This is a genomic window from Microvirga sp. HS2 (assembly GCF_055792805.1).
On record NZ_JBVVAJ010000003.1, the window covers coordinates 142,706 to 163,553 of the forward strand.

Here is a 20,848-nt window from a genome sequence, read left to right on the forward strand (position 1 = left end):
GGAGGACGGCCCCGATGACCGCCACCCGCTTCACCGCCGCCTGCATCCAGATGCGCTCCGGCCGGGACGTGCTGAAGAACCGCGACACCGCCGTGGCCCTCGTGCGCGAGGCCGCCGAAAAAGGCGCGCATTTCGCCCAGACGCCGGAGATGACCTCCCTCCTCTGCCGCGACCGGGCGGAACTGTTCGAGAAGATCGGCCCGCAGGCGCAGGACCCGGTGCTCGCGGCCCTTCGCGACGTAGCCCGCGAGAAGGGCGTCATGGTCCATATCGGCTCGATCGCCGTGAAGGAAGGCGACAAGGTCGCCAACCGCGGCTTCCTCATCGACGGCGAGGGCGAGATCGTCGCCGCTTACGACAAGATCCATCTCTACGACGTGGACCTGCCGAACGGGGAGAGCTGGCGCGAATCCGCCACCTATACGGGTGGAGACACGGCGGTTCTGGCGGAAACGCCCTGGGGCCGTCTCGGCATGACGATCTGCTACGACGTGCGCTTCGCCGCGCTCTACAAGGCGCTCGCCGAGAATGGCGCATCGTTCCTGTCCGCTCCGGCCGCCTTCACCAGGCAGACGGGCGAGGCTCATTGGCACGTGCTGCACCGGGCCCGCGCCATCGAGACCGGCTCCTTCATGATTTCCGCCGCTCAGGGCGGGCTGCACGAGGACGGGCGCGAGACCTTCGGCCATTCGATCATCGTCGATCCGTGGGGACGCGTCCTGGCGGAAGCAGGCACGGAGCCCGGCGTGATCCTGGCGGAGATCGATCCTGCCCTCGTCACGGAGGTGCGCGGGCGCATTCCGACCTTGAAGAACGCGCGCGGCTTCACGGTGGCGGTCGCGCAGATCCCTCACCCTCTCGGTCGGGCGGCTTCCGCCTGACTTCCCAATGTTGCGTGTGTTGTAACTTCCAAGGACATGATCAAATACGCCCTGGCCTGTGAACAGGCCCACGAATTCGAAAGCTGGTTTCCCTCAAGCGAGGCGTTCGAGACGCAGCGCAAGCGCGGCTTCGTGACCTGCCCGCTCTGCAACTCGCCCAAGGTGGACAAGCAGATCATGGCGCCGTCGGTCGCGCGGACCGACAGGGCGCCCGACTCGAAGCCCGAAGCGCAACCCATGGCCGTTCTCTCCGAGAAGGAGCGCGAGATCCGCGCCGCCCTGCGTGCCCTGCGCGAACACGTGATCAGGAACGCGGAGAACGTAGGGAAGGATTTCGTCGAGGAAGCCCGCAAGATGCATTTCGGCGAAGCGGAAGAACGCTCGATCTACGGCGAGGCCGATCTCGAAGAGGCGCGCGCGCTGCTGGAGGAAGGGATCGACGTGCTGCCGATCCCTCATGTGCCGGACGACCGGAACTGACGGTCAGCGTGTATAGGTGAAGCTGGAGATCTTGCACACGTTGATGTCGCGGCGGACGTGCGAGGATCCATTGGTGAACACCGCCTTGAAGTCGAAGCGGCAGGTGCCGGTGCCGTCGTCGATATCGATCTCGAAGGTCTCGCCGGGCTCCATGATGTCCGCGCCGAGGATATCCTCTTCCCAGTCGTCCGTGCCGGTGCTCGAGGCATAGAACTCCGACATGGTCAGGCCGGTCTCGTTGATGATGTCGACCTTCCGGTCGGCGGCGGAAGCGGCGGTCGAGGCGAGAGCGGCGATGAAGCCGGCTGCGGCGAGCGTTGCGATGATTTTCAAGATGGCCCCTAGAGTTTGAGTGCGGCAGGATGGTCCTGCCGTCCGCATCTGAGCTCCGGCGAGCCTCGCTGTTCGCGATTTTTATTGTCTCGGCTTCCCCCGATGCACCGTGGCGATAACATGTTCTTACGTTAGGTAAATAGACTTATTGACGTATTGTCCCGTCAATTCCGACGCGGCACGCGTCGTCGCCGTTCCGCCCGGAGCTATTCGGCTCTCGACCTTCACGCCCGCTGCTCCATTTTCCGTTGAAGCGTGGCAGGGGACAGCCCTTGGCGATATTCTTCACCAGCGACACTCATTTCGGCGACCCGCGGGTGCTGCGGATCGACAAGCGGCCGTTCAAGACCATCCCCGAACATGACGAGGCGCTCGTCGCCAACTGGAACGAGACCGTCACGCCCGACGACGAGGTCTGGCACCTCGGCGATTTCGCCCTGCACGCCCGCCCGGAACGCATCGACGAACTCCTCGCCCGGCTCAAAGGGCGCAAGCACCTGATCACCGGCAACAACGACGGCCCTTCAACGCTCGCGGCCACGGGTTGGGCCAGCGTGCAGGCCTATGCGGAACTCAATGTCGGCGGCCGCTTCGTGGTGATGTGCCACTATGCCTTCCGCACCTGGAAGAACATGGGTCGCGGCTGGATCGATCTCCATGGCCACTCGCACGGCAAGCTGAAGCCCCAGACCCGGCAATACGACGTGGGGGTCGATGCATGGGACTACCGGCCCGTGACGCTGGAGACGATCCTCACCACCAAGCGCCGCCGGACGCCTCGGGCTGTTCACGCTTAGAGCATTTTTCGGCGAAGTGGATCCGGTTCGCCGTCAAAAATGCGGCACAGCAAAGAAAAGAGCTGGTTCCATGCCAGTGGAACCGGCTCTAGACGGAAGCTGCCCCTTCCTGCTGGAGCAGCAGAGTTGCTCCTGGTTTTGTGATGGGACACCGCGTCCTTTGCCCTTCCATGCCGAACCTTTCACCGTATGACCGGGTTTGGACAAGGAGGATGAAGGCATGGATCGGCCGAGCGGCACTGTAACCCCGAAGCGGCGCATCTCCCTGATGCGCAAGTTCTTCGACAGCGAAGCGTCCGGCGGCATGATCCTCATGGGCGTGACGGTGATCGCCCTCGTTCTCGCCAACTCGCCTCTGTCGGACGCCTATTTCGGGATCCTGAAGACCTACGTCTTCGGCCTCAGCATCCTGCACTGGATCAACGATGCGCTGATGGCGGTGTTCTTCCTGCTGGTGGGCCTCGAGATCAAGCGCGAGATGCTGGACGGCCAGCTCTCCACCTGGCCGCGACGCATCCTGCCCGGCATCGCGGCGCTCGGCGGCATGATCGTGCCCGCCCTCGTCTATCTCGCCATCACGCGCAACGAGCCGCAGCTCCATCACGGCTGGGCGATCCCGGCCGCCACCGACATCGCCTTCGCGCTCGGCGTGCTGGCGGTCCTCGGGTCGCGCGTGCCCACGTCGCTCAAGATCTTCCTGACGGCGCTCGCGATCCTGGACGATCTCGGCGCGATCATCATCATCGCCCTGTTCTACACGAGCGACCTCTCGCTCGCGATGCTGGGCGCGGCCGCGCTCTGTCTCGTGGTTCTGGTGGCATTCAACCGTTTCAACGTCACGAGCCTCCTGCCCTATCTGCTCGTGGGCGCGGTGCTGTGGTTCTTCGTCCTGAAATCGGGCATTCACGCCACGCTCGCGGGCGTGGCCCTGGCGCTCACCATTCCGCTTCAGCCCAATCCCAAGAAGACGCGCGCGGAGGATTCGCCGCTGCATCGCCTGGAGCATGCGCTCCATGGCCCCGTCGCCTACGGGATCATTCCGATCTTCGGCCTCGCCAATGCCAGCGTGTCGCTCTCGGGCCTCTCCCTCGATGTCCTGCTCAGTCCCCTGCCGCTCGGCATCGCCATGGGCCTCTTCATCGGCAAGCAGGTGGGCGTCTATGCCTTCGCCTTCGCTGCCGTGCATCTCGGGCTCGCCGATATGCCCGCCGGCGCCTCGCGGCTGCAATGCTACGGCGTGGCGCTGCTCTGCGGCATCGGCTTCACCATGAGCCTGTTCATCGGCGCTCTCGCCTTCCCGGGCCAGCCGGAGCTCACAGACGCCACCAAGATCGGCGTGCTCATGGGCTCCGCCCTCTCCGCCTTGGCAGGCTACGCGCTCCTCAGCTTCGCCCCGCGCGAGAAGCTTCAGGTGCGCGAGGCCAGCAGCATGTAGTTGACGGAGAGATCCTGCGAGAGGGACCAGCTGTCTCTTAGGGGATTGTAGCCGACGCCGGTGAGGTCGTTCACGGAAAAGCCTGCGTTCCTGAGGGCGTCGGACAGCTCGTCGGGGGTGACGAACCTGTCCCATTCGTGGGTGCCCTTGGGCAGCCAGCGCAGGATGTACTCGGCCCCGACGATGGCGGAGGCGAAGGAGCGCAGCGTCCGGTTGATCGTCGCCATCACGAGGCAGCCGCCGGGCTTCACGGCCTGGGTGCAGGCCGTCACGAAGGCCTGCACATCCGCCACGTGCTCCACCACCTCCATGGCGAGAACGACGTCGAAGCTCTCGCCCCGCGCCACGACCGCCTCGACGGTTTCATTGCGGAAATCGACCGGCACCCCGGCGCGCTCCGCATGGAGGCGGGCCACCGAGATGTTGGTGGGCGCCGGGTCGAGCCCCGTGACCGTGGCCCCGAGACGGGCGAGCGGCTCGGACAGGACCCCGCCGCCACAGCCCACGTCGAGGATCGTCAGCCCATCGAGCGAACGGGCGGAACGCGGGTCGCGCCCGAACCGGCGGCAGGCCTCGTCCCGGATATAAGCCAGCCGCACCGGGTTGAACCTGTGCAGGACCTTCATGGGGCCGTTCGGGTCCCACCATGTTTCGGCGATCTTCTCGAAACGGGCGACTTCGGCCGGGTCGATGGTCGTGGAGGCGCCGTGAGTCATAAGAATGATTTCCTCGCTCGAAGAAATGATTTCCGCGCGTTGACAGCGCGCGGCCCTACCGTCATGTATACGCGCCTTTCGGAACTCGCGAAGGCAAAAATTTTTCCCCTTAACCTAACGGCCTTCTTCGCATGCCCCGTCTTGTCATGAAGTTCGGCGGTACATCCGTCGCCAATGTAGAGCGCATTCGTAACGTGGCGCGGCATGTCAAACGCGAGGTCGAGGCCGGATACGACGTCGCCGTCGTGGTCTCGGCCATGGCTGGCAAGACCAACGAGCTGGTCGGCTGGGTGAAGGACGCCAACGCCCTTTACGATTCCAAGGAATACGATGTGGTCGTCGCCTCCGGCGAGCAGGTGACCTCGGGGCTGCTCGCCATCGCCTTGCAGGAAATGGGCATCAAGGCCCGCTCCTGGCAGGGCTGGCAGATCCCGATCATGACCTCGAACGCCCACGGAACGGCGCGAATCGTCGACATCGACGGCTCGAGCATGATCGAGAGCTTCGAGAAGAAGGGCGAAGTCGCCGTCGTATCCGGCTTCCAGGGCGTTCACCAGGAGACCCGCCGCATCACGACCCTCGGCCGGGGCGGCTCGGATACCAGCGCCGTGGCGCTGGCCGCCGCCATCGGCGCCGAGCGGTGCGACATCTACACGGATGTGGATGGCGTCTACACCACCGATCCTCGCATCGTGCCCAAGGCACAGCGCCTGGATAAAGTATCTTATGAAGAAATGCTGGAGATGGCCTCGCTCGGGGCCAAGGTGCTCCAGGTGCGCTCGGTCGAGCTCGCCATGATGCACCGGGTCCCCACCTACGTCCGCTCCAGCTTCGACGATCCCGCCGATCCCAAGCTCGGCACCCTCATCTGCGACGAGGAAGACATCATGGAACAGCAGGTTGTCACGGGCATCGCCTATTCGCGCGACGAAGCCCAGATTACGTTGCGGAATGTGGCCGACAAGCCGGGCATTGCCGCTTCGATCTTCGTGCCCCTGGCGGACGCCAACATCAACGTGGATATGATCATTCAGGTGGTCTCGGACGACACCACCACCACGGACATCACCTTCACGGTCCCCTCGGCGGAGTATGAGCGGGCCTGCGCCGTGCTCAACGCTCACAAAAGCGAGATCGAGTTCCGCGACCTCCAGGGCGCGACCGACGTGGTCAAGGTCTCGGCCATCGGGGTCGGCATGCGCAGCCACGCCGGCGTGGCGGCCAGGGCCTTCAAAGCCTTGGCGGACAAGGGCATCAACATCCGGGCGATCACCACCTCGGAGATCAAGTTCTCCGTTCTGATCGACTCGGCCTACACGGAGCTTGCCGTGCGCACGCTCCACTCGCTATACGGCTTGGACAAGGCCTGATCGGTGAGAGGCCCGATTGACGGCTGGTCGGTCGGGCTGCAACACTTAAGGCACCACCGCCGGTTCGCTTCACCGGCTCCGAAGGACGGGAACCTAAACGCTCATGCCAAGTGCTCCCGGCGGTCCGCGCCTTCTGCTGCGCCGCCTCCGCGAGATTATGGCGGAGCCGGTGGGGGCGCAGGACCGCCTTGACAGAATCGTCATCCAGATCGCCGCCAACATGGTGGCGGAGGTGTGCTCCGTCTATGTCCTGCGCGGCGATGGCGTCCTTGAGCTATTCGCCACGGAAGGCCTGAACCGCGAAGCCGTCCACCAGACAATCATGCGCTCGGGCGAAGGCCTCGTCGGCCTCATCGCCTCCACGGCGGAGCCTCTGGCCCTGTCCGACGCCCAGAGCCATCCCGCCTTCTCCTACAAGCCCGAGACCGGCGAAGAGATCTACCACGCCTTTCTGGGCGTCCCCCTGCTCCGGGCCGGCAATACCCTCGGCGTCCTCGTCGTCCAGAACCGCACCTACCGCGTCTATACGGAGGAAGAGGTCGAGGCCCTTCAGACCACCGCCATGGTGGTGGCCGAGATGCTGGCGACGGGCGAGCTGCAGGCCCTCGCCCCTGTCGAGACAGGGATTGCCCTGCGCCGCCCCGTCTACCAGAAGGGGACCGCGCTCGCCGACGGCGTGGGCCTCGGCTACGTGGTGCTGTACGAGCCCCGGGTCGTCATCAAGAACCTGATCGCCGAGAACGTCGAGGCGGAGCTGCAGCGCCTGGAGAACGCCATCGCCCAGGTCCGCACCTCGATCGACGAGCTGATCGAGCGCGGGGACGTCGCCCATCACGGCGAGCACCGGGAGGTTCTGGAAACCTTCCGCATGTTCGCGCACGACCAAGGCTGGCTGCGCCGCATGCGGGAGGCTGTGGCGTCCGGCCTCACGGCGGAAGCGGCCGTGGAGCGGGTCCAGTCCGACAACCGGGCGCGCATGCTGCGCCAGACAGACCCCTATCTGCGGGAGCGCCTGCACGATCTCGACGATCTCGCCAACCGGCTGCTCTTCCGGCTCGTCGGGCGCGACATGGTGGCCGAGCGCGACACCCTGCCCGAGAACGCCATCATCGTGGCCCGCTCCATGGGCCCGGCGGCTCTCTTGGATTACGACCGCTCGCGCCTGCGCGGCCTCGTTCTCGAGGAGGGCGGCCCCACGAGTCACATCGCCATCGTGGCGCGGGCTCTCGGCATCCCCGCCGTGGGCGAGGTGCAGAACGCCACCTCGGTCACCGAGCCGGGCGATGCGATCATCGTCGACGGCGCCGCGGGCGAGGTGCAGATCCGGCCCAGCGCCGACGTAGAGGCCGCTTATGCCGAGAAGGCGCGGCTTCGCGCCAAGCGCCAGGAGCAGTATCAGAAGCTGCGCAACGTGCCCGCAGTCACCAGGGACGGGGTCGAGGTCGCCCTGCAGCTCAATGCGGGCCTTCTGGTCGACCTGCCGCACCTCACGGAGACGGGTGCCGCGGGCGTCGGCCTGTTCCGCACCGAATTGCAGTTCATGATCGCCGAGAGAATGCCCTCGGCCTCCGACCAGCAGGCGCTCTACAGCGCCGTGTTCGCGGAAGCCGGCGACCGGCCCGTCACCTTCCGGACCCTCGACATTGGCGGCGACAAGATCCTGCCCTACATGCAGGCGCTCGAGGAGGAGAACCCGGCCCTGGGCTGGCGCGCGATCCGCATCGGCCTCGACCGGCCGGGCCTGCTGCGGGCCCAGGTTCGCGCCCTCCTGAAGGCGGCGGCCGGACGCCCCTTGAAGATCATGTTCCCCATGGTGGCGACCTGCGACGAGTTCGAGCGGGCCCGCGCCATCGTGGAGCGCGAGAAGGGCTATCTTTCGCACCACGGCCATGCCCTGCCGTCCGACCTGAAGCTCGGCGTGATGCTGGAGGTGCCCTCCCTCCTCTTCCAGCTCAAGGAAATCTGCGACCGAGCCGATTTCATCTCCATCGGCTCGAACGACCTGATGCAGTTTCTCTTCGCCATCGACCGCGAGAACCGGCGCGTGGCGGATCGCTTCGATCCGTTGAGCACGCCCATGCTGCGGGCCTTGCGGCTCGTGGCGCAGCAGGCGAAAGCCTCCAACTGCCTCGCGACCCTCTGCGGAGAGATCGGCGGACGCCCCCTTGAGGCCATGACTTTGCTGGGCCTGGGCTACCGCTCGCTGTCCATGTCTCCGGCCTCGATCGGGCCGGTCAAGGCCATGCTCCTCGCCCTTGATGTGGGCGAACTCGAAACCTTTCTTCACGAAGAGCTGGAGCACGCCGGGAGCGGCGATACGCTGCGCCCGAAGCTTGCCCATTTCGCGGAAACCCGTGGTATTCCCGTCTGATGACGATCGCTCCCCCCTCCGACCGCCTGAACGCCATCCTGGCCCGCCATGACATCATCATGGCGACGCTCAATGCCGGCCCCGATCCGGAAACCTTCGTCGCGCTCTCGCGCGAGCTTTCGGAGCTCGACGGAGTCGTGGGCGCGATCCGCGCCTACCGCGCCATGGAAGACAACCTGGACGGCCTCGCGGCGCTGATCGACGATCCCTCGACCGATTCGGAAATGCGCAAGCTCGCCGAGGAGGAGCTGCCGCAGGCGCGCGAGGATCTGGAAAAGGCGGCGCAGGATCTGCGCATCATGCTGCTGCCCAAGGACGAGGCGGACGAGAAGAGCGCGATCCTCGAAATCCGCGCCGGCACCGGCGGCGACGAAGCCGCTCTCTTCGCGGGCGATCTCCTGCGCATGTACACGCGCTACGCGGACCTGAAAGGCTGGAAGGTCGAGATCGTGTCCGAGAGCGAAGGCACCGCCGGCGGCTACAAGGAAGTGGTCGCCGAAATCAAAGGACGCGGCGTGTTCGCGCGCCTGAAATTCGAGAGCGGCGTGCACCGCGTCCAGCGCGTGCCCGACACGGAAACGCAAGGGCGCATTCACACCTCCGCCGCGACGGTCGCGGTTCTTCCGGAGGCCGAGGACGTCGACATCGTCGTCAACGATGCGGATCTGAAGATCGAGACCATGCGCGCTCAGGGAGCGGGCGGTCAGCACGTGAACAAGACCGAATCCGCCATCCGCATCACGCATCTTCCGACGGGCACGGTGGTGTTCGTGCAGGACGAGCGTTCGCAGCACAAGAACCGCGCCCGCGCCATGGCGCTGCTGCGCTCCCGCCTCTACGACGCGGAGCGTACGGCGAAGGACGCCGCGCGTGCCGCCGACCGCAAGTCGCAGGTCGGCTCCGGCGACCGTTCCGAGCGCATCCGCACCTACAATTTCCCGCAGGGGCGCGTCACGGATCATCGGATCAACCTCACGCTCTACAAGCTCGAAGAGGTGATGGCGGGCAATGCGCTCGACGAGCTCATCGACGCGCTCATCACCGAGCATCAGGCCGCTCAGCTCGCCGCCCAGGATCAGGCCGCATGATCGAAGGCTTGAGCCATATCACGCTCATCACCAGCAATCTGGCGCGGATGAGCGCGATCATGAGCCAAGTTCTCGACGGGCGGGAAATCTACTCCTCGGGCGAGGAGACCTTCTCCCTCACGCGCGAAAAATTCTTCATCGTCGGCGGGCAATGGATCGCCGTGATGGAGGGCGCAAGCCTGCCTTCGCGCAGCTACAATCACATCGCCTTCAAGATCCCGGCCTCGGATATCGACGACTACCGCACCCGCGTCGAAAGCCTCGGCCTGGAGCTGCGCGAGTCGCGCCCACGCGTCGAGGGCGAGGGCCGCTCGCTCTATTTCTACGACCACGACAATCACCTGTTCGAACTGCATACCGGCACGCTGGAGGGGCGGCTCGAGCGGTATCGGCGGGGTTCCGCGGCGTGACCGGCCTCACCCGCGCCCAGGCACTGAAGAATCTGCGCCGGACCCTATCGGACGCAGGCTTTGAAACGGCTGCCCTCGACGCCCGGCTGCTGCTTCTGTCCGTGCTGGCGGTTCCGCCGACCGATCTGATCACCAAGCCCGATATCCCGTTGACCGAGGACGAGACCGAGCGCCTCGAAGCCGCCATCCGCCGCCGCCTCGATCACGAGCCTGTGGCGCGAATCGTCGGCGAGCGGGAATTCTGGGGACTGCCCTTCGCCTTGTCCCCCGAGACCCTGGTGCCGCGCCCGGATACGGAAACCGTGGTGGAGACCGCGCTCGCTCTGCTTCCCGACCGGCAGGCCCCGCTGCGTCTGGCGGATTTCGGCACCGGATCGGGCTGCCTTCTGGTGGCGCTCCTGCACGAGCTGCCTCAGGCCACCGGCCTCGGCGTCGATCTGTCTCTCGGGGCCCTGCGGACCGCCCGCGGCAATGCCTGGCGGAACGGCGTGGGCAAGCGCAGCCTTTTCGCCCTCTCCTACTGGGCGGACGCCATCGCCGGCCGCTTCGACCTGATCGTCTCCAACCCGCCCTACATCGCCTCCCCGGTCATCCCGACCCTGGACCGGGAGGTGCGCGAGCACGACCCTCTGCTCGCCCTCGACGGCGGCCCGGATGGTCTGGCTCCCTACCGGATCCTCCTTGCAGAAGCCAGGCGCCTCCTGGTCCCCGGCGGGCTCCTGGTGGTCGAAATCGGATTCGACCAGGCAGAAGCCCTGCGGAGCCTGGCCGCCTCCTATGCCCTTGAAATTCTGAAGGTGGCACACGATCTATCTGATACCCCCCGATGCGTTGCCATGAAACGAACGTGACCGTGCAGGGTGAGGCATTCTTGCCTCAGGAAGGGGTAAAAGCTGAAAAATGGCTTGTTGGACCGGGAGGAACCCGCTAGATTCGATCGTAGAGATCGTCCTCGGTCGAAAGAAAACGGTAGGCCCTGAGGGGACATGCCGGAAGACCAAACGATATCCATCGCGCAGGCAGGGGCACTTGAACAGCCGGGCGCGATCATCTGAACCCGATACTGAAGGATAGTCAGGCGCCCGATCGGCTCTGGCTGAACAACAGACGGTTTGCCACGCGAACGGTGGGCGTTGAGCCCGTTCGGTGAACATTGGCTTGCAATATCGCGTGGGCTTAAGAACCAGCGAGGCTCGTAGAGCATAAAATGAGACCAGGACAGAACAGGCGTATGCGCGGTCGTAACCGCAACAACGGGAACAAGGGTCCTAATCCCCTGACCAAGAGCTATGAGTCCAACGGCCCGGACGTGAAGATCCGTGGCACGGCTCAGCATATCGCCGAGAAATACAGCCAGCTCGCCCGTGACGCGCAGGCGAGCGGCGACCCGGTGGCTGCGGAAAACTACTTCCAGCACGCCGAGCATTACTTCCGCATCATCGCCGCCGCCCAGGAGCAGCTGCGCGAGCAGTATGGCTATCAGCAGCGTTTCGACGAAGACGGCGACGAGGAGGGCTTCTCCCAGGGAGAGCGTCCGAACTTCGAGCGCAACGGCGCCGGGAACGGCGAAGACGGGGATTTCGGCTCCCAGCCGCAGCCCTACGAGATGCGTGGCGAGAACGATCGTCCGGCCCGCTTCGATCGAGGCGATCGCCCTGAACGCAGCGAGCGTCAGGAGCGTGGTGACCGTCAGGATCGCGGAGAGCGTCAGGACCGTCGCGAGCGCTTCCAGCGCGACCGTGCCCCCCGTCAGGATTTCCAGCGCGACGAACAATCCTCCAGCGGCGAGAGCGAGCGTCCCGCCCGCTTCGAGCGCAGTGAACGCCCCGAGCGCGGGGAACGTCCTGAGCGCCGCGAGCGCTTCCAGCGCGAGCGCCGCCGCGAGGAGGCCGATACCTCCGATGCAGGCACCACCCTGCCGGCCTTCCTGACGAATCCGGTGCGCTCCGCGCCGGTGGCCGCCGAAGAGCCGAATCCGGCTCCGACGCTGGACTTCGGCAGCGAGCCCGCCGAGGAGCGTCCGCGCCGCCGCACCCGCCGGACCCGCCGCGATGTCGTGGAGAACACGGACAACGAAGCCGCAAACTTCACGTCGGACGTGGAGACCCCCGCCGCCGAATAAGGCGTCGCGTGCTCATCAATGCCATGGAAAAAGGGAGAGCTCTGCTCTCCCTTTTTTGTTGCGTCGCAAGCATCGGACGAGACATTGCCGCGGTTCGGGAGCATCGTGCGGACCCAGCGGGCCGCGCGATTCGCCTACAGAGCCAGGGCGGTCTGTTCCATCCCGAGGCCATCGCCGACAGCGATGGTCCCACCGTTCAGGACCTCGGCATAGATGCCGCAATCGAAGTGTCCGTAAGCCTCCATGAGGGCCTTCGGAATCTGAAGGTCACGGATTCCGCTGTCGGGGTCCACATTGGTGGCGGCGCACCGCTCGATGCGCTTCGTCACCTTCATGCGCACGCCGGATGCGGTGGTGAGTACCTGGCCCAAGAGATCGAACTCGGCCCAGGGCTCCAGCCCGTCGATGTGGACATTGCCACGGAAACGCAAGGGATCGACCGGGGCGCCGACCACATTCTCGAACTGCCGGACGCTGGCGAGATTGATGAGGGAAACAAACCCGCGCCGTGAATCGGTGAAGCGGAAGCCCTCCGGGGCCGTGAGCACCTTCGGCGGGCCGCGCAGCTCCTTCGGCATATAGCGGCGGAAGAACGCCTCGATGGCGAGCCGCCCTTCCCGCGTGGAGAGATCGCCCCGCGCCACCTCGCGCCCGCCCTCCTCGATGAAGAGCGTCGTGATGCTGTCGAGATAGCGGGTCTTCAACCGCGCGAGGCTCTCGTTGCGCATGAGCATGAGAAACTTGATCTTGGGCTGATGCTGCGGGTTCTCGGGCTCGAACCCGGCAGGACCGTTCTCGATCGCAAAGACCCGGTCACCCGGGAAATAGCCACCCTTCGCGAGAGCCGCGGTTTCGAGCGCCTCGGGAGAAAGGCCCTTCACGGGATAACGCTGAAGGGAGGCTATGCGGATCGTCATCGAGCGGTCTCACTGTTCGTGGCCTCCCACGCGGGCATCCGGCGACGCGTGACGAGGCCAACGCCGAGAATGGCAAGCGCCATCACCACGGATATCGCCGTCACGCTGTACCCATGCACGGGAGGCTGTCCCAAGGCGGCTGCCAATCCGGAAGCTCCTGCCGGCCCGAGGGCGATGCCGACATCGCCGGCGGTGCGAAACAGACCAAGGGCCGCACCGGTGCTGGCTCCCTTGGCCTCCGTCAGAACGAGAGCCCCTGCAGCCGACATCATGCCGGTTGTGCCGATCATCATCGCCGCCGTCATCACCCATAGCATCCAGCTTTGAGGCACAAGGACAAAGGCGATGAGTGCCGCTGCCGTGAAAAGCGCCGAGGCCACGAGTACCCAGGACGAACCGACTTTGTCAATCACGCGCCCGACCGTCGGCGTCACCAGGAGGCTCGTGAGCGTCGCAACGCCCACGAGGATGCCGGTCTGCGACGGCGACAGCTGGAAGTCGTGCGCGGCGGACATGGGCACCAGAGCCCAGCCGACGGCGCTGCGCGTGAAGAAACCCGCAAAGCCCATGGCGCAGGATCCCAGGATCAACGGCCGGGCGAGAAGTCCCCAAGCCCTACCGCCAGTCCCGACGCGGCCCGTCGATCGGGGAAAGAACGCGACCCCTGCGAAGGCAGCCATCACGAGGATCGCCTGCACGAGAAATGGCGAGCGGGAGCCGAACAGGTCGACGAGCCAGCCGCCGATCACGGGCCCCCCAGAAATGGCAAGCAGGAAAGCGCTCTGGAACGCCGACATGGCCGCGCCGCGCCGTTCGGGACCGCCCACCTCCGCAAGAGCCGCCATGGCCGCCGTCGCGAAGGCCGCGCTCCCCACTCCCTGCAGGGCAAGCCCCGTCAGAAGAAGCGCGTAGCCGCCCGGAAGTCCCGCGAGAAGCGCCCCGAGAGCCAGAATAACGAGCCCTATCCGCGCTGTCGGGACCACGCCGATGCGATCGCTGATAAGGCCGGCCGGAAGGTTGACGAGAAGGCGGGCGATGCCGAAGCCCGAGAGAAGGAAGCCCGCGGCGACAGCGTTCGCGGAAACATCCGCCACGCGCAGGGGCAGCGCCGGAACCATCATCCCGAATCCTATCAGGGCCAGGAAGACGGATGTTGTGATCGGGAGGAAGGATCGGTGGGTAGAGGTGTTGGCCAGCATGTTGCCTCTCGTCCGTCAGTTGCCAGGAACTAGACTAGACGGTACAGTGTGATCATGCAACATGATATCGTTGATAACCACCCGATCGGCTGGGGCAAGCGCGGGAGTATTCTGACCGCTGCTCTCAAAGTCTTCGTCCGGGAAGGCTATGCCGCAAGCGTCGACCAGGTCGCCGCCGAGGCCGGTGTCTCGAAGCAGACGGTCTACGCCCATTTCGGCAACAAGGAAGGGCTGTTTCGCGCCTGCGTCGAAGCGACGAAGTTCGACATCGACGAGGCGGTCGACTCCGGCCCGGATCTGAGGGGCACCCTGGGCTTCTGTGCCCGGGCCATCCTCTCATGCTTCTGCAGCGGCGAATCGATCGCCTTCCAGCGCCTCCTCATCGCGGAAGCGGGCCGGATTCCGGAGGCAGCGCGCCTCTACGCGGAAGCGGGCCCCAGCCGCACCCGGACCCGGCTCATGGCTCTGATGGCCCGCTGGATCGAAGCCGGAGAGATCAAAGGAGAGACGCCCGACCGCCTGGCCGACGATTTCATGTCGCTCCTGGTCGGCATCCGCTGGCACCGCCTTCTGCTCGACCTGGAGCCTGCTCCTGACGAAGCAAAGGTCGGCGAAATCGCCGACCATGCCGCCGAAATCTTCCTGCGGGCCTACAGGGCGTCAGACGCGGCCTGAGGCGACACGGGGATGGAGAGCAAAGCGCGTTACGAGGCGTCCCCGGACCGGGCGACCTTCGAGCGCTTCAGCTGGGGCGTAAAACCCGCTTCGCGCCCGCTGGTGCGGTCGAACTCCACCATGTTGGGGTCCTTCTGCATGCCCTCGTGGGAGGTCTGGTGCTCAGGAATGTTGGCCGTGGGCCCAGCCTCCTGCTTCATGCGCAACGCTTTCTCGGCATTGGCCACGAGCTCCTGACGGGCCTGCTCGGCCTTGCGCTTTTTCGGGCTGAATCGGGCGAGAAGATCGGAAAGTCCCATATTGTTTTACTCCTTTGCGCGCGAGAGCACGCCATCGCTGCGGTCACTACGATGCGTGGGCGGGGTGTCGACGTTCTGACGGTTCTCGGGAATATCCCGGGAGGTCTTCATGGTACCGGTGGAATCACCGATGTCCTGACCCTCGTCGGCGGCCACGGTGCCCTCTTCATCGCGGAGCACTCGCCCGTTCTCCGTGGTATCGCCGAAGGTCTTGGGCGTCACGGAAGGCTGTTGCTCCAAAGGGCTCTCCGGCACGGCGAGCCCCAGCTCGGCATTGCGCGCCAGATCGGCGCGGGCCTTCTCGGCATCTGAGCGCGGGTCGCGCGTCATGGAAGCCTCCTTCAATCCATTGGAATTGCTTGCATGGTCAATGCGAGGGCACCGAGGGGGTTCCCCTCTTGTTGTTCCGGATCAATGCCCCCACCTTAAGCGCAGCGGATGCTTCCTGACGAAGGTCCGACATCGCAGGGCAGGCCTGTGCCTCTGAAGAGGGCGGGCAAGCCTGAGGAGGGATGACATTATGAATTTCGAAAAATACACCGAACGCGCCCGGGGTTTCGTGCAGGCCGCGCAGAACCTGGCCATGCGGGAAGGGCATCCCCAGCTCTCCCCCGGCCATGTGCTGAAAGTGCTTCTCGACGATCCCGAAGGCCTGTGCGCCGGTCTCATCGACCGGGCCGGCGGACGCTCGCGCGATGCGCATGGTGCCGTCGAGCAATGGCTCGCCAAACAGCCGAAGGTCTCCGGCTCCGCCGCGCAGCCGCAGGCGACGCGCGAGCTGATGCGCTTCTTCGACACTGCCGAGAAAGCCGCCGAGAAGGCGGGCGATTCCTACGTCACCGTCGAGCGGATGCTGCTGGCATTAGCTGTCGAGAAGGATACCGAGGCCGGCAAGATCCTGGCCCAGGCCGGCGTGACCGCTCAGGGCCTCAATACGGCGATCAATGCCTTGCGCAAGGGCCGCACCGCCGACAACGCGACGGCGGAAAACGCCTATGACGCTCTCAAGAAATACGCGCGCGATCTCACCGAAGCGGCCCGCGACGGCAAACTCGATCCGGTGATCGGCCGCGACGAGGAAATCCGCCGCACGATTCAGGTTCTCTCGCGCCGCACCAAGAACAACCCGGTGCTCATCGGCGAACCCGGCGTCGGCAAGACCGCCATCGTCGAAGGACTGGCTTTGCGCATCGTCAACGGTGACGTGCCCGAATCCCTGAAGGACAAGCAGCTGCTTGCCCTCGACATGGGCGCTCTCATCGCAGGCGCGAAATATCGCGGTGAGTTCGAGGAGCGTCTGAAGGCGGTGCTGCAGGAAGTCACCGCGGCCGAAGGCGGCATTATTCTCTTCATCGACGAGATGCACACCCTCGTCGGCGCCGGCAAAGCCGACGGCGCAATGGACGCTTCGAACCTCTTGAAGCCCGCATTGGCGCGCGGCGAGCTGCATTGCGTCGGCGCGACCACGCTCGACGAGTACCGCAAGCACGTCGAGAAGGACGCCGCCCTCGCCCGCCGGTTCCAGCCGGTCTTCGTCAGCGAGCCCACCGTTGAGGATACGGTGTCGATCCTGCGCGGCCTGAAGGAGAAGTACGAACAGCATCACGGCGTGCGCATCACCGACTCGGCGCTTGTCGCCGCGGCGACGCTCTCGAACCGCTACATCACCGATCGGTTCCTGCCGGACAAGGCGATCGACCTCGTCGACGAAGCCTCGTCGCGCCTGCGCATGCAGGTCGATTCGAAACCGGAAGAGCTCGACAATATCGACCGCGAGATCGTGCGTCTCAAGATCGAGCAGGAGGCTCTCAAGAAAGAGACGGATGCCGCCTCGAAGGATCGCCTCGAGCGACTGACGAAGGAGCTTGCGGATCTGGAAGAGCAGTCAGCTGCCATCACGGCACGCTGGAAGGCCGAGAAGGACAAGCTCGGCACGGCCGCCGACCTGAAGAAGAAGCTTGAGGAAACCCGCAACCAATTGGCCGCCGCGCAGCGCAACGGCGATTGGGCCAAGGCGGGCGAACTCTCCTACGGCGTCATTCCGGGCCTCGAGAAGCAGCTCGCCGAGGTCGAAGCCAGGGCGGATGGCGGCGGCTTGATGGAAGAGGCGGTGACGCCCGACCACGTGGCGCAGGTGGTCTCCCGCTGGACAGGCGTGCCCGTCGACAAGATGCTCGAAGGCGAGCGCGAGAAGCTCCTGCACATGGAGCAGGATCTGGCGAAACGCGTCGTCGGTCAGCGCGAAGCGGTGGAGGCGGTCTCGACCGCCGTGCGTCGCGCCCGCGCGGGCCTGCAGGATCCGAACCGGCCGATCGGCTCGTTCATGTTCCTCGGACCCACAGGCGTCGGCAAGACCGAACTCACGAAGGCTCTCGCGGCCTTCCTGTTCGACGACGAGACCGCGCTCGTGCGCATCGACATGTCGGAATACATGGAGAAGCACTCGGTCGCCCGCCTCATCGGCGCGCCTCCCGGCTATGTGGGCTACGAGGAGGGCGGCGCCCTGACGGAAGCCGTGCGCCGCAGGCCCTATCAGGTGGTGCTGTTCGACGAGATCGAGAAGGCGCATCCGGACGTGTTCAACGTCCTCCTGCAGGTGCTCGACGACGGACGCCTCACGGACGGACAGGGCCGGACCGTGGACTTCCGCAACACGCTCATCATCATGACCTCTAACCTGGGCTCCGAATATCTGGTGAACCAGCCCGAGGGCCAGGATACCGATGCGGTGCGCGACGAAGTCATGGGCGTGGTGCGCTCGCACTTCAGGCCCGAGTTCCTCAACCGCGTGGACGAGATCATCCTCTTCCATCGCCTGAAGCGCTCGGAGATGGGGGCTATCGTCGACATCCAGCTCGGACGCCTGCAGAAGCTGCTGACCGATCGCAAGATCACCCTGCAGCTCGACGCGGACGCTCGCGAGTGGCTCGCGGAGAAAGGGTACGACCCGGCTTACGGCGCGCGGCCCTTGAAGCGCGTGATCCAGAAGAACGTGCAGGATCCGCTGGCCGAGGCCATTCTCGCCGGCGAGATCAAGGACGGCGAGACCGTGCCCGTGCATGCGGGCCCGATGGGCCTGACCATCGGCGACGCCACCGTGGCCAAGACGGCGGAACGTCCGCCGGAAGGCGTGCGGCTGAACTAAGTCGCCGCACGTTCCATCGACACGAAAGAGGCCGGGGAAACCCGGCCTTTTTATGCTTACAGGGAAAGGTCTATTCCGCCGCCGCGTGGAGTCCTTCGTTCTGGTCGCGCGCGGGGGCTCGATTGCCTTCACGCAGGACCATATCCTTGTCGAGGCGCTCTGCCTTGTCCTCGCGAAGCTCGCGCTTGGATCGGCGAAGCTGCTTGGCCGCCTTCTGCAAAGCCTGGCGGAACGCGGCGTAGACCTCCTTGTTCTTGGCCTCGCCGGTCATCATCTTCAGCGCGCCCATCTGGATGTTCACCGTGCACCGATAGGTGATGCCCTCGCGGCTCACATACACGGAAGCATTGCTCAGCCGTCCGAAATACTTTCCGGCCACCTGGCGGATATTGTTCCTCGCGAAATCGGGAAACGCATCCCCAAGATCGACATTCGAGCTTTGCACCAGAATGCTGTTGTCGGCGCCTTCAAGACTCATTCGTTCCTCCGCTGGATGAAGGTTCAAGGGCTAACGGGACACAAGCGCGATGGTTGCCGCGTCGGCCCAAGATAAACGTCTCGGCAGCCGGCCTTCAAGGCCTGAGGGGCCGCGACGTCTCCTGGCCGATATCCACGACGGGAACCTCGACGGTGCGCGTGCTGTTGTTGCGCACCACTTTCAACGCCACCGTCTGTCCGACGCCGGCGCGTTCCAGGCTGTCCGTGAGGTCGGACAAGCGCCTCACCGGCTCGTCTCCGACACCGACGATGACATCGCCGATGGTTCCGACGGCAGGGTCGACGCCGCGCAGGCCGGCCTGCTCCGCGGGCGATCCCGGCGCGACGCCGGCCACGATGACTCCCGTCACGCCGAGCTGAGCCGCGACGGTTTCGTCGGCGGCGAGAATGCCGATTCCGGGCGTGGGAACCCGGCCTTCGCGGATGAGTTCGGGAACCACCCGGTTCACCACATCCACGGGAATGGCGAAGCCGATGCCCGCATTCGTGCCCGAAGGCGAGTAGATGGCGGTGTTGACGCCGATCAGCCTTCCTGCGGAATCGAGCAGCGGCCCGCCGGAATTGCCGGGATTGATGGCGGCGTCGGTCTGGATCACGCCTGCGACCTCGCGCCCGCCGCTGGTGGGCAACCGCCGCTTGAGCGCGCTGATGATGCCGGTCGTGAGCGACTGATCGAGGCCGAACGGATTGCCGATGGCATAGGCCGTCTGCCCGACTTTCAGGTCGGCGGAGCTCCCCACCGACACCGGTGGCGGCAGGCCGCTCTGGCGATTGAGGCGCAGCACCGCGAGATCGTAGTTGGGCGCCTGCCCGACCACTTCGGCGGGCAGCACCTCGCCCGAGGCGAGACGCACGACGAAGCCCGAGCCGTTCGCCACCACATGCTCGTTGGTGACCACATGCCCGGCGGCGTCCCAGATGAAACCCGTTCCCGATTCGGACGGCTCCGCTTGCGTCATGGGACTGCGCCGCGAGAGGCTGACCACCTGCACGACGGAGGGCGCCACGGTCTCGAAGACGCGGATCGTCGAGCGCTCGAACTCCGACAGATCGCCACGAGCCGCGACCGGACGCGGCGTGCGCGCGGAGAAGAGATAGGAATCCACATAGGGCTGGACGACGAGGATCGCGAGCAGCACCGCGATCGCCAGCATGATCACGCGCGTTATCCGATCCTGCATCCTGCGTTCCTGTCCTCGATGGCTCACATCAATTCTTACAATGGACGCGCTTGAGCAGAGTTCGTTCCTCGCCCGATGCGCTCTCGAACAAAAGTCGGCCGCGCGCGTTCGCCCCGGCAGACCCCCGCAGGAGAATCGCATGTCCGTCCGCCACGTCATGATTGCCGGCATCGCCGTTGCATTCGCCCTCCCCGCCCTTGCCCAGCAGCAGAACCAAGCGATCCCTTATCCCGTGACGCCCCAGCCCGCCGAAACACAGCCCAACCAGGGGCTCGGACAGGGCGCCGAGCAGCGTCAGCAGCGCACCCAATCCGGCGGCGCGCCCCAGGATACGCAGACCCCCATGCGCCAAGGCCAAGCCAGCAGCGCACCAGCCGCCCAGGGACAGCAGCAATCCCAGGCGGACCGCCAGTACATTCAGCAGTTGCTCGCGTTGGGCACAGTCTCGCTCCAGCAGTCGAACTTCGCCCTGTCGAAGGCGCAGGATCCGCGCGTGAAGCAGTTCGCCGAGTTCGAGATCGGCGAGCAGAACACCCTCACCGATGTCCTGCACTCCTTCGCCGACCCGGCCGCGACAGCATCGACGACCGCAGGCGCACAGGGCTCCGCAGCCACCGCGCCGGAACTGTCGCAGGAGGATTCGGCCGCCATGGAGCGGTTGTCGAAAGCTCAACCCGGCGCAGCTTTGGACCGCGAGTATGTCGGCATGCAGATTCAAGGTCACCAGAAGCTGCTGAAGCTGCAGGAGAGCTATCTGCAGAACTCCGGCAATCGCGAGATGACCAACATCGCCAAGCTCGCGCGCGGGCAGATCAAGGAGCACATCGCGCTGCTCGAAACCATTCAAAAGGAGCTTGGTCGCTAAGGGCTTCCGGCCCCGCCCGTTTGCGCTGCGGGGCCGGAACCGCTCTTCCGACAGGTCGTTGCCTGA

Annotated in this window: 21 protein-coding genes; 13 read left to right on the forward strand and 8 right to left on the reverse strand. The window is 65.4% G+C overall.

What is annotated here, in order from left to right:
• Positions 1-14: 14 nt before the first annotated feature.
• Complete coding sequence (locus ACS5Q0_RS04490; RefSeq protein WP_473125399.1) at positions 15-881, forward strand: carbon-nitrogen hydrolase family protein; 867 nt, start codon at positions 15-17, stop codon at positions 879-881.
• A 36-nt stretch (positions 882-917) separates the two neighbouring features.
• Positions 918-1,361, forward strand: coding sequence for a DUF1178 family protein (locus ACS5Q0_RS04495; RefSeq protein ID WP_473125400.1), 444 nt, complete (start codon positions 918-920; stop codon positions 1,359-1,361).
• A gap of 3 nt (positions 1,362-1,364) precedes the next feature.
• Here ACS5Q0_RS04495 and ACS5Q0_RS04500 read toward each other — a convergent pair whose 3' ends face one another.
• Positions 1,365-1,694 (reverse strand): hypothetical protein, encoded by a 330-nt coding sequence (locus ACS5Q0_RS04500; RefSeq protein ID WP_473125401.1) that lies wholly within the window; start codon positions 1,692-1,694, stop codon positions 1,365-1,367.
• Positions 1,695-1,966: 272 nt separating this feature from the next.
• Here ACS5Q0_RS04500 and ACS5Q0_RS04505 point away from each other — a divergent pair, with 272 nt between their 5' ends.
• Positions 1,967-2,491 carry a metallophosphoesterase family protein gene (locus tag ACS5Q0_RS04505; RefSeq protein WP_473125402.1) on the forward strand — a complete coding sequence of 175 codons (525 nt, stop codon included), beginning with the start codon at positions 1,967-1,969 and terminating at the stop codon, positions 2,489-2,491.
• A gap of 220 nt (positions 2,492-2,711) precedes the next feature.
• On the forward strand, positions 2,712-3,926 hold the full coding sequence (nhaA, locus tag ACS5Q0_RS04510) for a Na+/H+ antiporter NhaA (RefSeq protein ID WP_473125403.1): 1,215 nt from the start codon (positions 2,712-2,714) through the stop codon (positions 3,924-3,926).
• Here the strand turns inward: nhaA and ubiG are convergent.
• Positions 3,899-4,642, reverse strand: coding sequence for a bifunctional 2-polyprenyl-6-hydroxyphenol methylase/3-demethylubiquinol 3-O-methyltransferase UbiG (gene ubiG / locus ACS5Q0_RS04515; RefSeq protein WP_473125404.1), 744 nt, complete (start codon positions 4,640-4,642; stop codon positions 3,899-3,901). The genes nhaA and ubiG overlap by 28 nt on opposite strands.
• A gap of 131 nt (positions 4,643-4,773) precedes the next feature.
• Here ubiG and ACS5Q0_RS04520 point away from each other — a divergent pair, with 131 nt between their 5' ends.
• From ACS5Q0_RS04520 to ACS5Q0_RS04545, 6 genes are all read left to right on the forward strand, one after another.
• Complete coding sequence (locus ACS5Q0_RS04520; RefSeq protein WP_473125405.1) at positions 4,774-6,012, forward strand: aspartate kinase; 1,239 nt, start codon at positions 4,774-4,776, stop codon at positions 6,010-6,012.
• Positions 6,013-6,115: 103 nt separating this feature from the next.
• Positions 6,116-8,383, forward strand: coding sequence for a phosphoenolpyruvate--protein phosphotransferase (gene ptsP / locus ACS5Q0_RS04525; protein ID WP_473125406.1), 2,268 nt, complete (start codon positions 6,116-6,118; stop codon positions 8,381-8,383).
• Complete coding sequence (gene prfA, locus ACS5Q0_RS04530) at positions 8,383-9,471, forward strand: peptide chain release factor 1 (RefSeq protein ID WP_473125407.1); 1,089 nt, start codon at positions 8,383-8,385, stop codon at positions 9,469-9,471. Before ptsP ends, prfA begins: the two co-directional genes overlap by 1 nt.
• Positions 9,468-9,881: a FosX/FosE/FosI family fosfomycin resistance hydrolase gene (gene fosX / locus ACS5Q0_RS04535; RefSeq protein WP_473125408.1), complete on the forward strand. Its 414-nt coding sequence runs from the start codon at positions 9,468-9,470 to the stop codon at positions 9,879-9,881. Before prfA ends, fosX begins: the two co-directional genes overlap by 4 nt.
• Positions 9,878-10,732 carry a peptide chain release factor N(5)-glutamine methyltransferase gene (gene prmC / locus ACS5Q0_RS04540; RefSeq protein ID WP_473125409.1) on the forward strand — a complete coding sequence of 285 codons (855 nt, stop codon included), beginning with the start codon at positions 9,878-9,880 and terminating at the stop codon, positions 10,730-10,732. Before fosX ends, prmC begins: the two co-directional genes overlap by 4 nt.
• A gap of 380 nt (positions 10,733-11,112) precedes the next feature.
• Positions 11,113-12,003: a DUF4167 domain-containing protein gene (locus tag ACS5Q0_RS04545; protein WP_473125410.1), complete on the forward strand. Its 891-nt coding sequence runs from the start codon at positions 11,113-11,115 to the stop codon at positions 12,001-12,003.
• 134 nt (positions 12,004-12,137) lie between these two features.
• Here ACS5Q0_RS04545 and ACS5Q0_RS04550 read toward each other — a convergent pair whose 3' ends face one another.
• Entirely contained in the window at positions 12,138-12,920 is a 783-nt protein-coding gene (locus ACS5Q0_RS04550; RefSeq protein WP_473125411.1) for an MOSC domain-containing protein, read from the reverse strand.
• Positions 12,917-14,119, reverse strand: coding sequence for an MFS transporter (locus ACS5Q0_RS04555; protein ID WP_473125412.1), 1,203 nt, complete (start codon positions 14,117-14,119; stop codon positions 12,917-12,919). The genes ACS5Q0_RS04550 and ACS5Q0_RS04555 overlap by 4 nt, the downstream gene beginning before the upstream one ends.
• Positions 14,120-14,173: 54 nt before the next feature.
• Between ACS5Q0_RS04555 and ACS5Q0_RS04560 the strand changes: the two genes are divergently transcribed.
• Positions 14,174-14,794 (forward strand): TetR/AcrR family transcriptional regulator, encoded by a 621-nt coding sequence (locus ACS5Q0_RS04560; protein ID WP_473125413.1) that lies wholly within the window; start codon positions 14,174-14,176, stop codon positions 14,792-14,794.
• Between the two features lie 29 nt (positions 14,795-14,823).
• Here ACS5Q0_RS04560 and ACS5Q0_RS04565 read toward each other — a convergent pair whose 3' ends face one another.
• Together ACS5Q0_RS04565 and ACS5Q0_RS04570 are read right to left on the reverse strand one after the other, a co-directional pair.
• Complete coding sequence (locus ACS5Q0_RS04565; RefSeq protein ID WP_473125414.1) at positions 14,824-15,093, reverse strand: hypothetical protein; 270 nt, start codon at positions 15,091-15,093, stop codon at positions 14,824-14,826.
• 6 nt (positions 15,094-15,099) lie between these two features.
• A complete protein-coding gene (locus ACS5Q0_RS04570; RefSeq protein ID WP_473125415.1) occupies positions 15,100-15,423 on the reverse strand; it encodes a hypothetical protein in 324 nt (107 codons plus the stop codon).
• A gap of 190 nt (positions 15,424-15,613) precedes the next feature.
• Here ACS5Q0_RS04570 and clpB point away from each other — a divergent pair, with 190 nt between their 5' ends.
• Positions 15,614-18,238: an ATP-dependent chaperone ClpB gene (gene clpB, locus ACS5Q0_RS04575; RefSeq protein ID WP_473125416.1), complete on the forward strand. Its 2,625-nt coding sequence runs from the start codon at positions 15,614-15,616 to the stop codon at positions 18,236-18,238.
• A 70-nt stretch (positions 18,239-18,308) separates the two neighbouring features.
• On the opposite strand, the gene hpf is transcribed toward clpB, so the two are convergent.
• The gene (gene hpf / locus ACS5Q0_RS04580; RefSeq protein ID WP_473125417.1) at positions 18,309-18,716 is read right to left on the reverse strand and encodes a ribosome hibernation-promoting factor, HPF/YfiA family; all 408 of its coding nucleotides are present in this window, start codon (positions 18,714-18,716) and stop codon (positions 18,309-18,311) included.
• Positions 18,717-18,810: 94 nt separating this feature from the next.
• Positions 18,811-19,917: a S1C family serine protease gene (locus ACS5Q0_RS04585; protein WP_473125418.1), complete on the reverse strand. Its 1,107-nt coding sequence runs from the start codon at positions 19,915-19,917 to the stop codon at positions 18,811-18,813.
• 139 nt (positions 19,918-20,056) lie between these two features.
• Here ACS5Q0_RS04585 and ACS5Q0_RS04590 point away from each other — a divergent pair, with 139 nt between their 5' ends.
• Entirely contained in the window at positions 20,057-20,782 is a 726-nt protein-coding gene (locus ACS5Q0_RS04590; protein ID WP_473125419.1) for a DUF4142 domain-containing protein, read from the forward strand.
• The last annotated feature ends 66 nt before the right edge of the window (positions 20,783-20,848 follow it).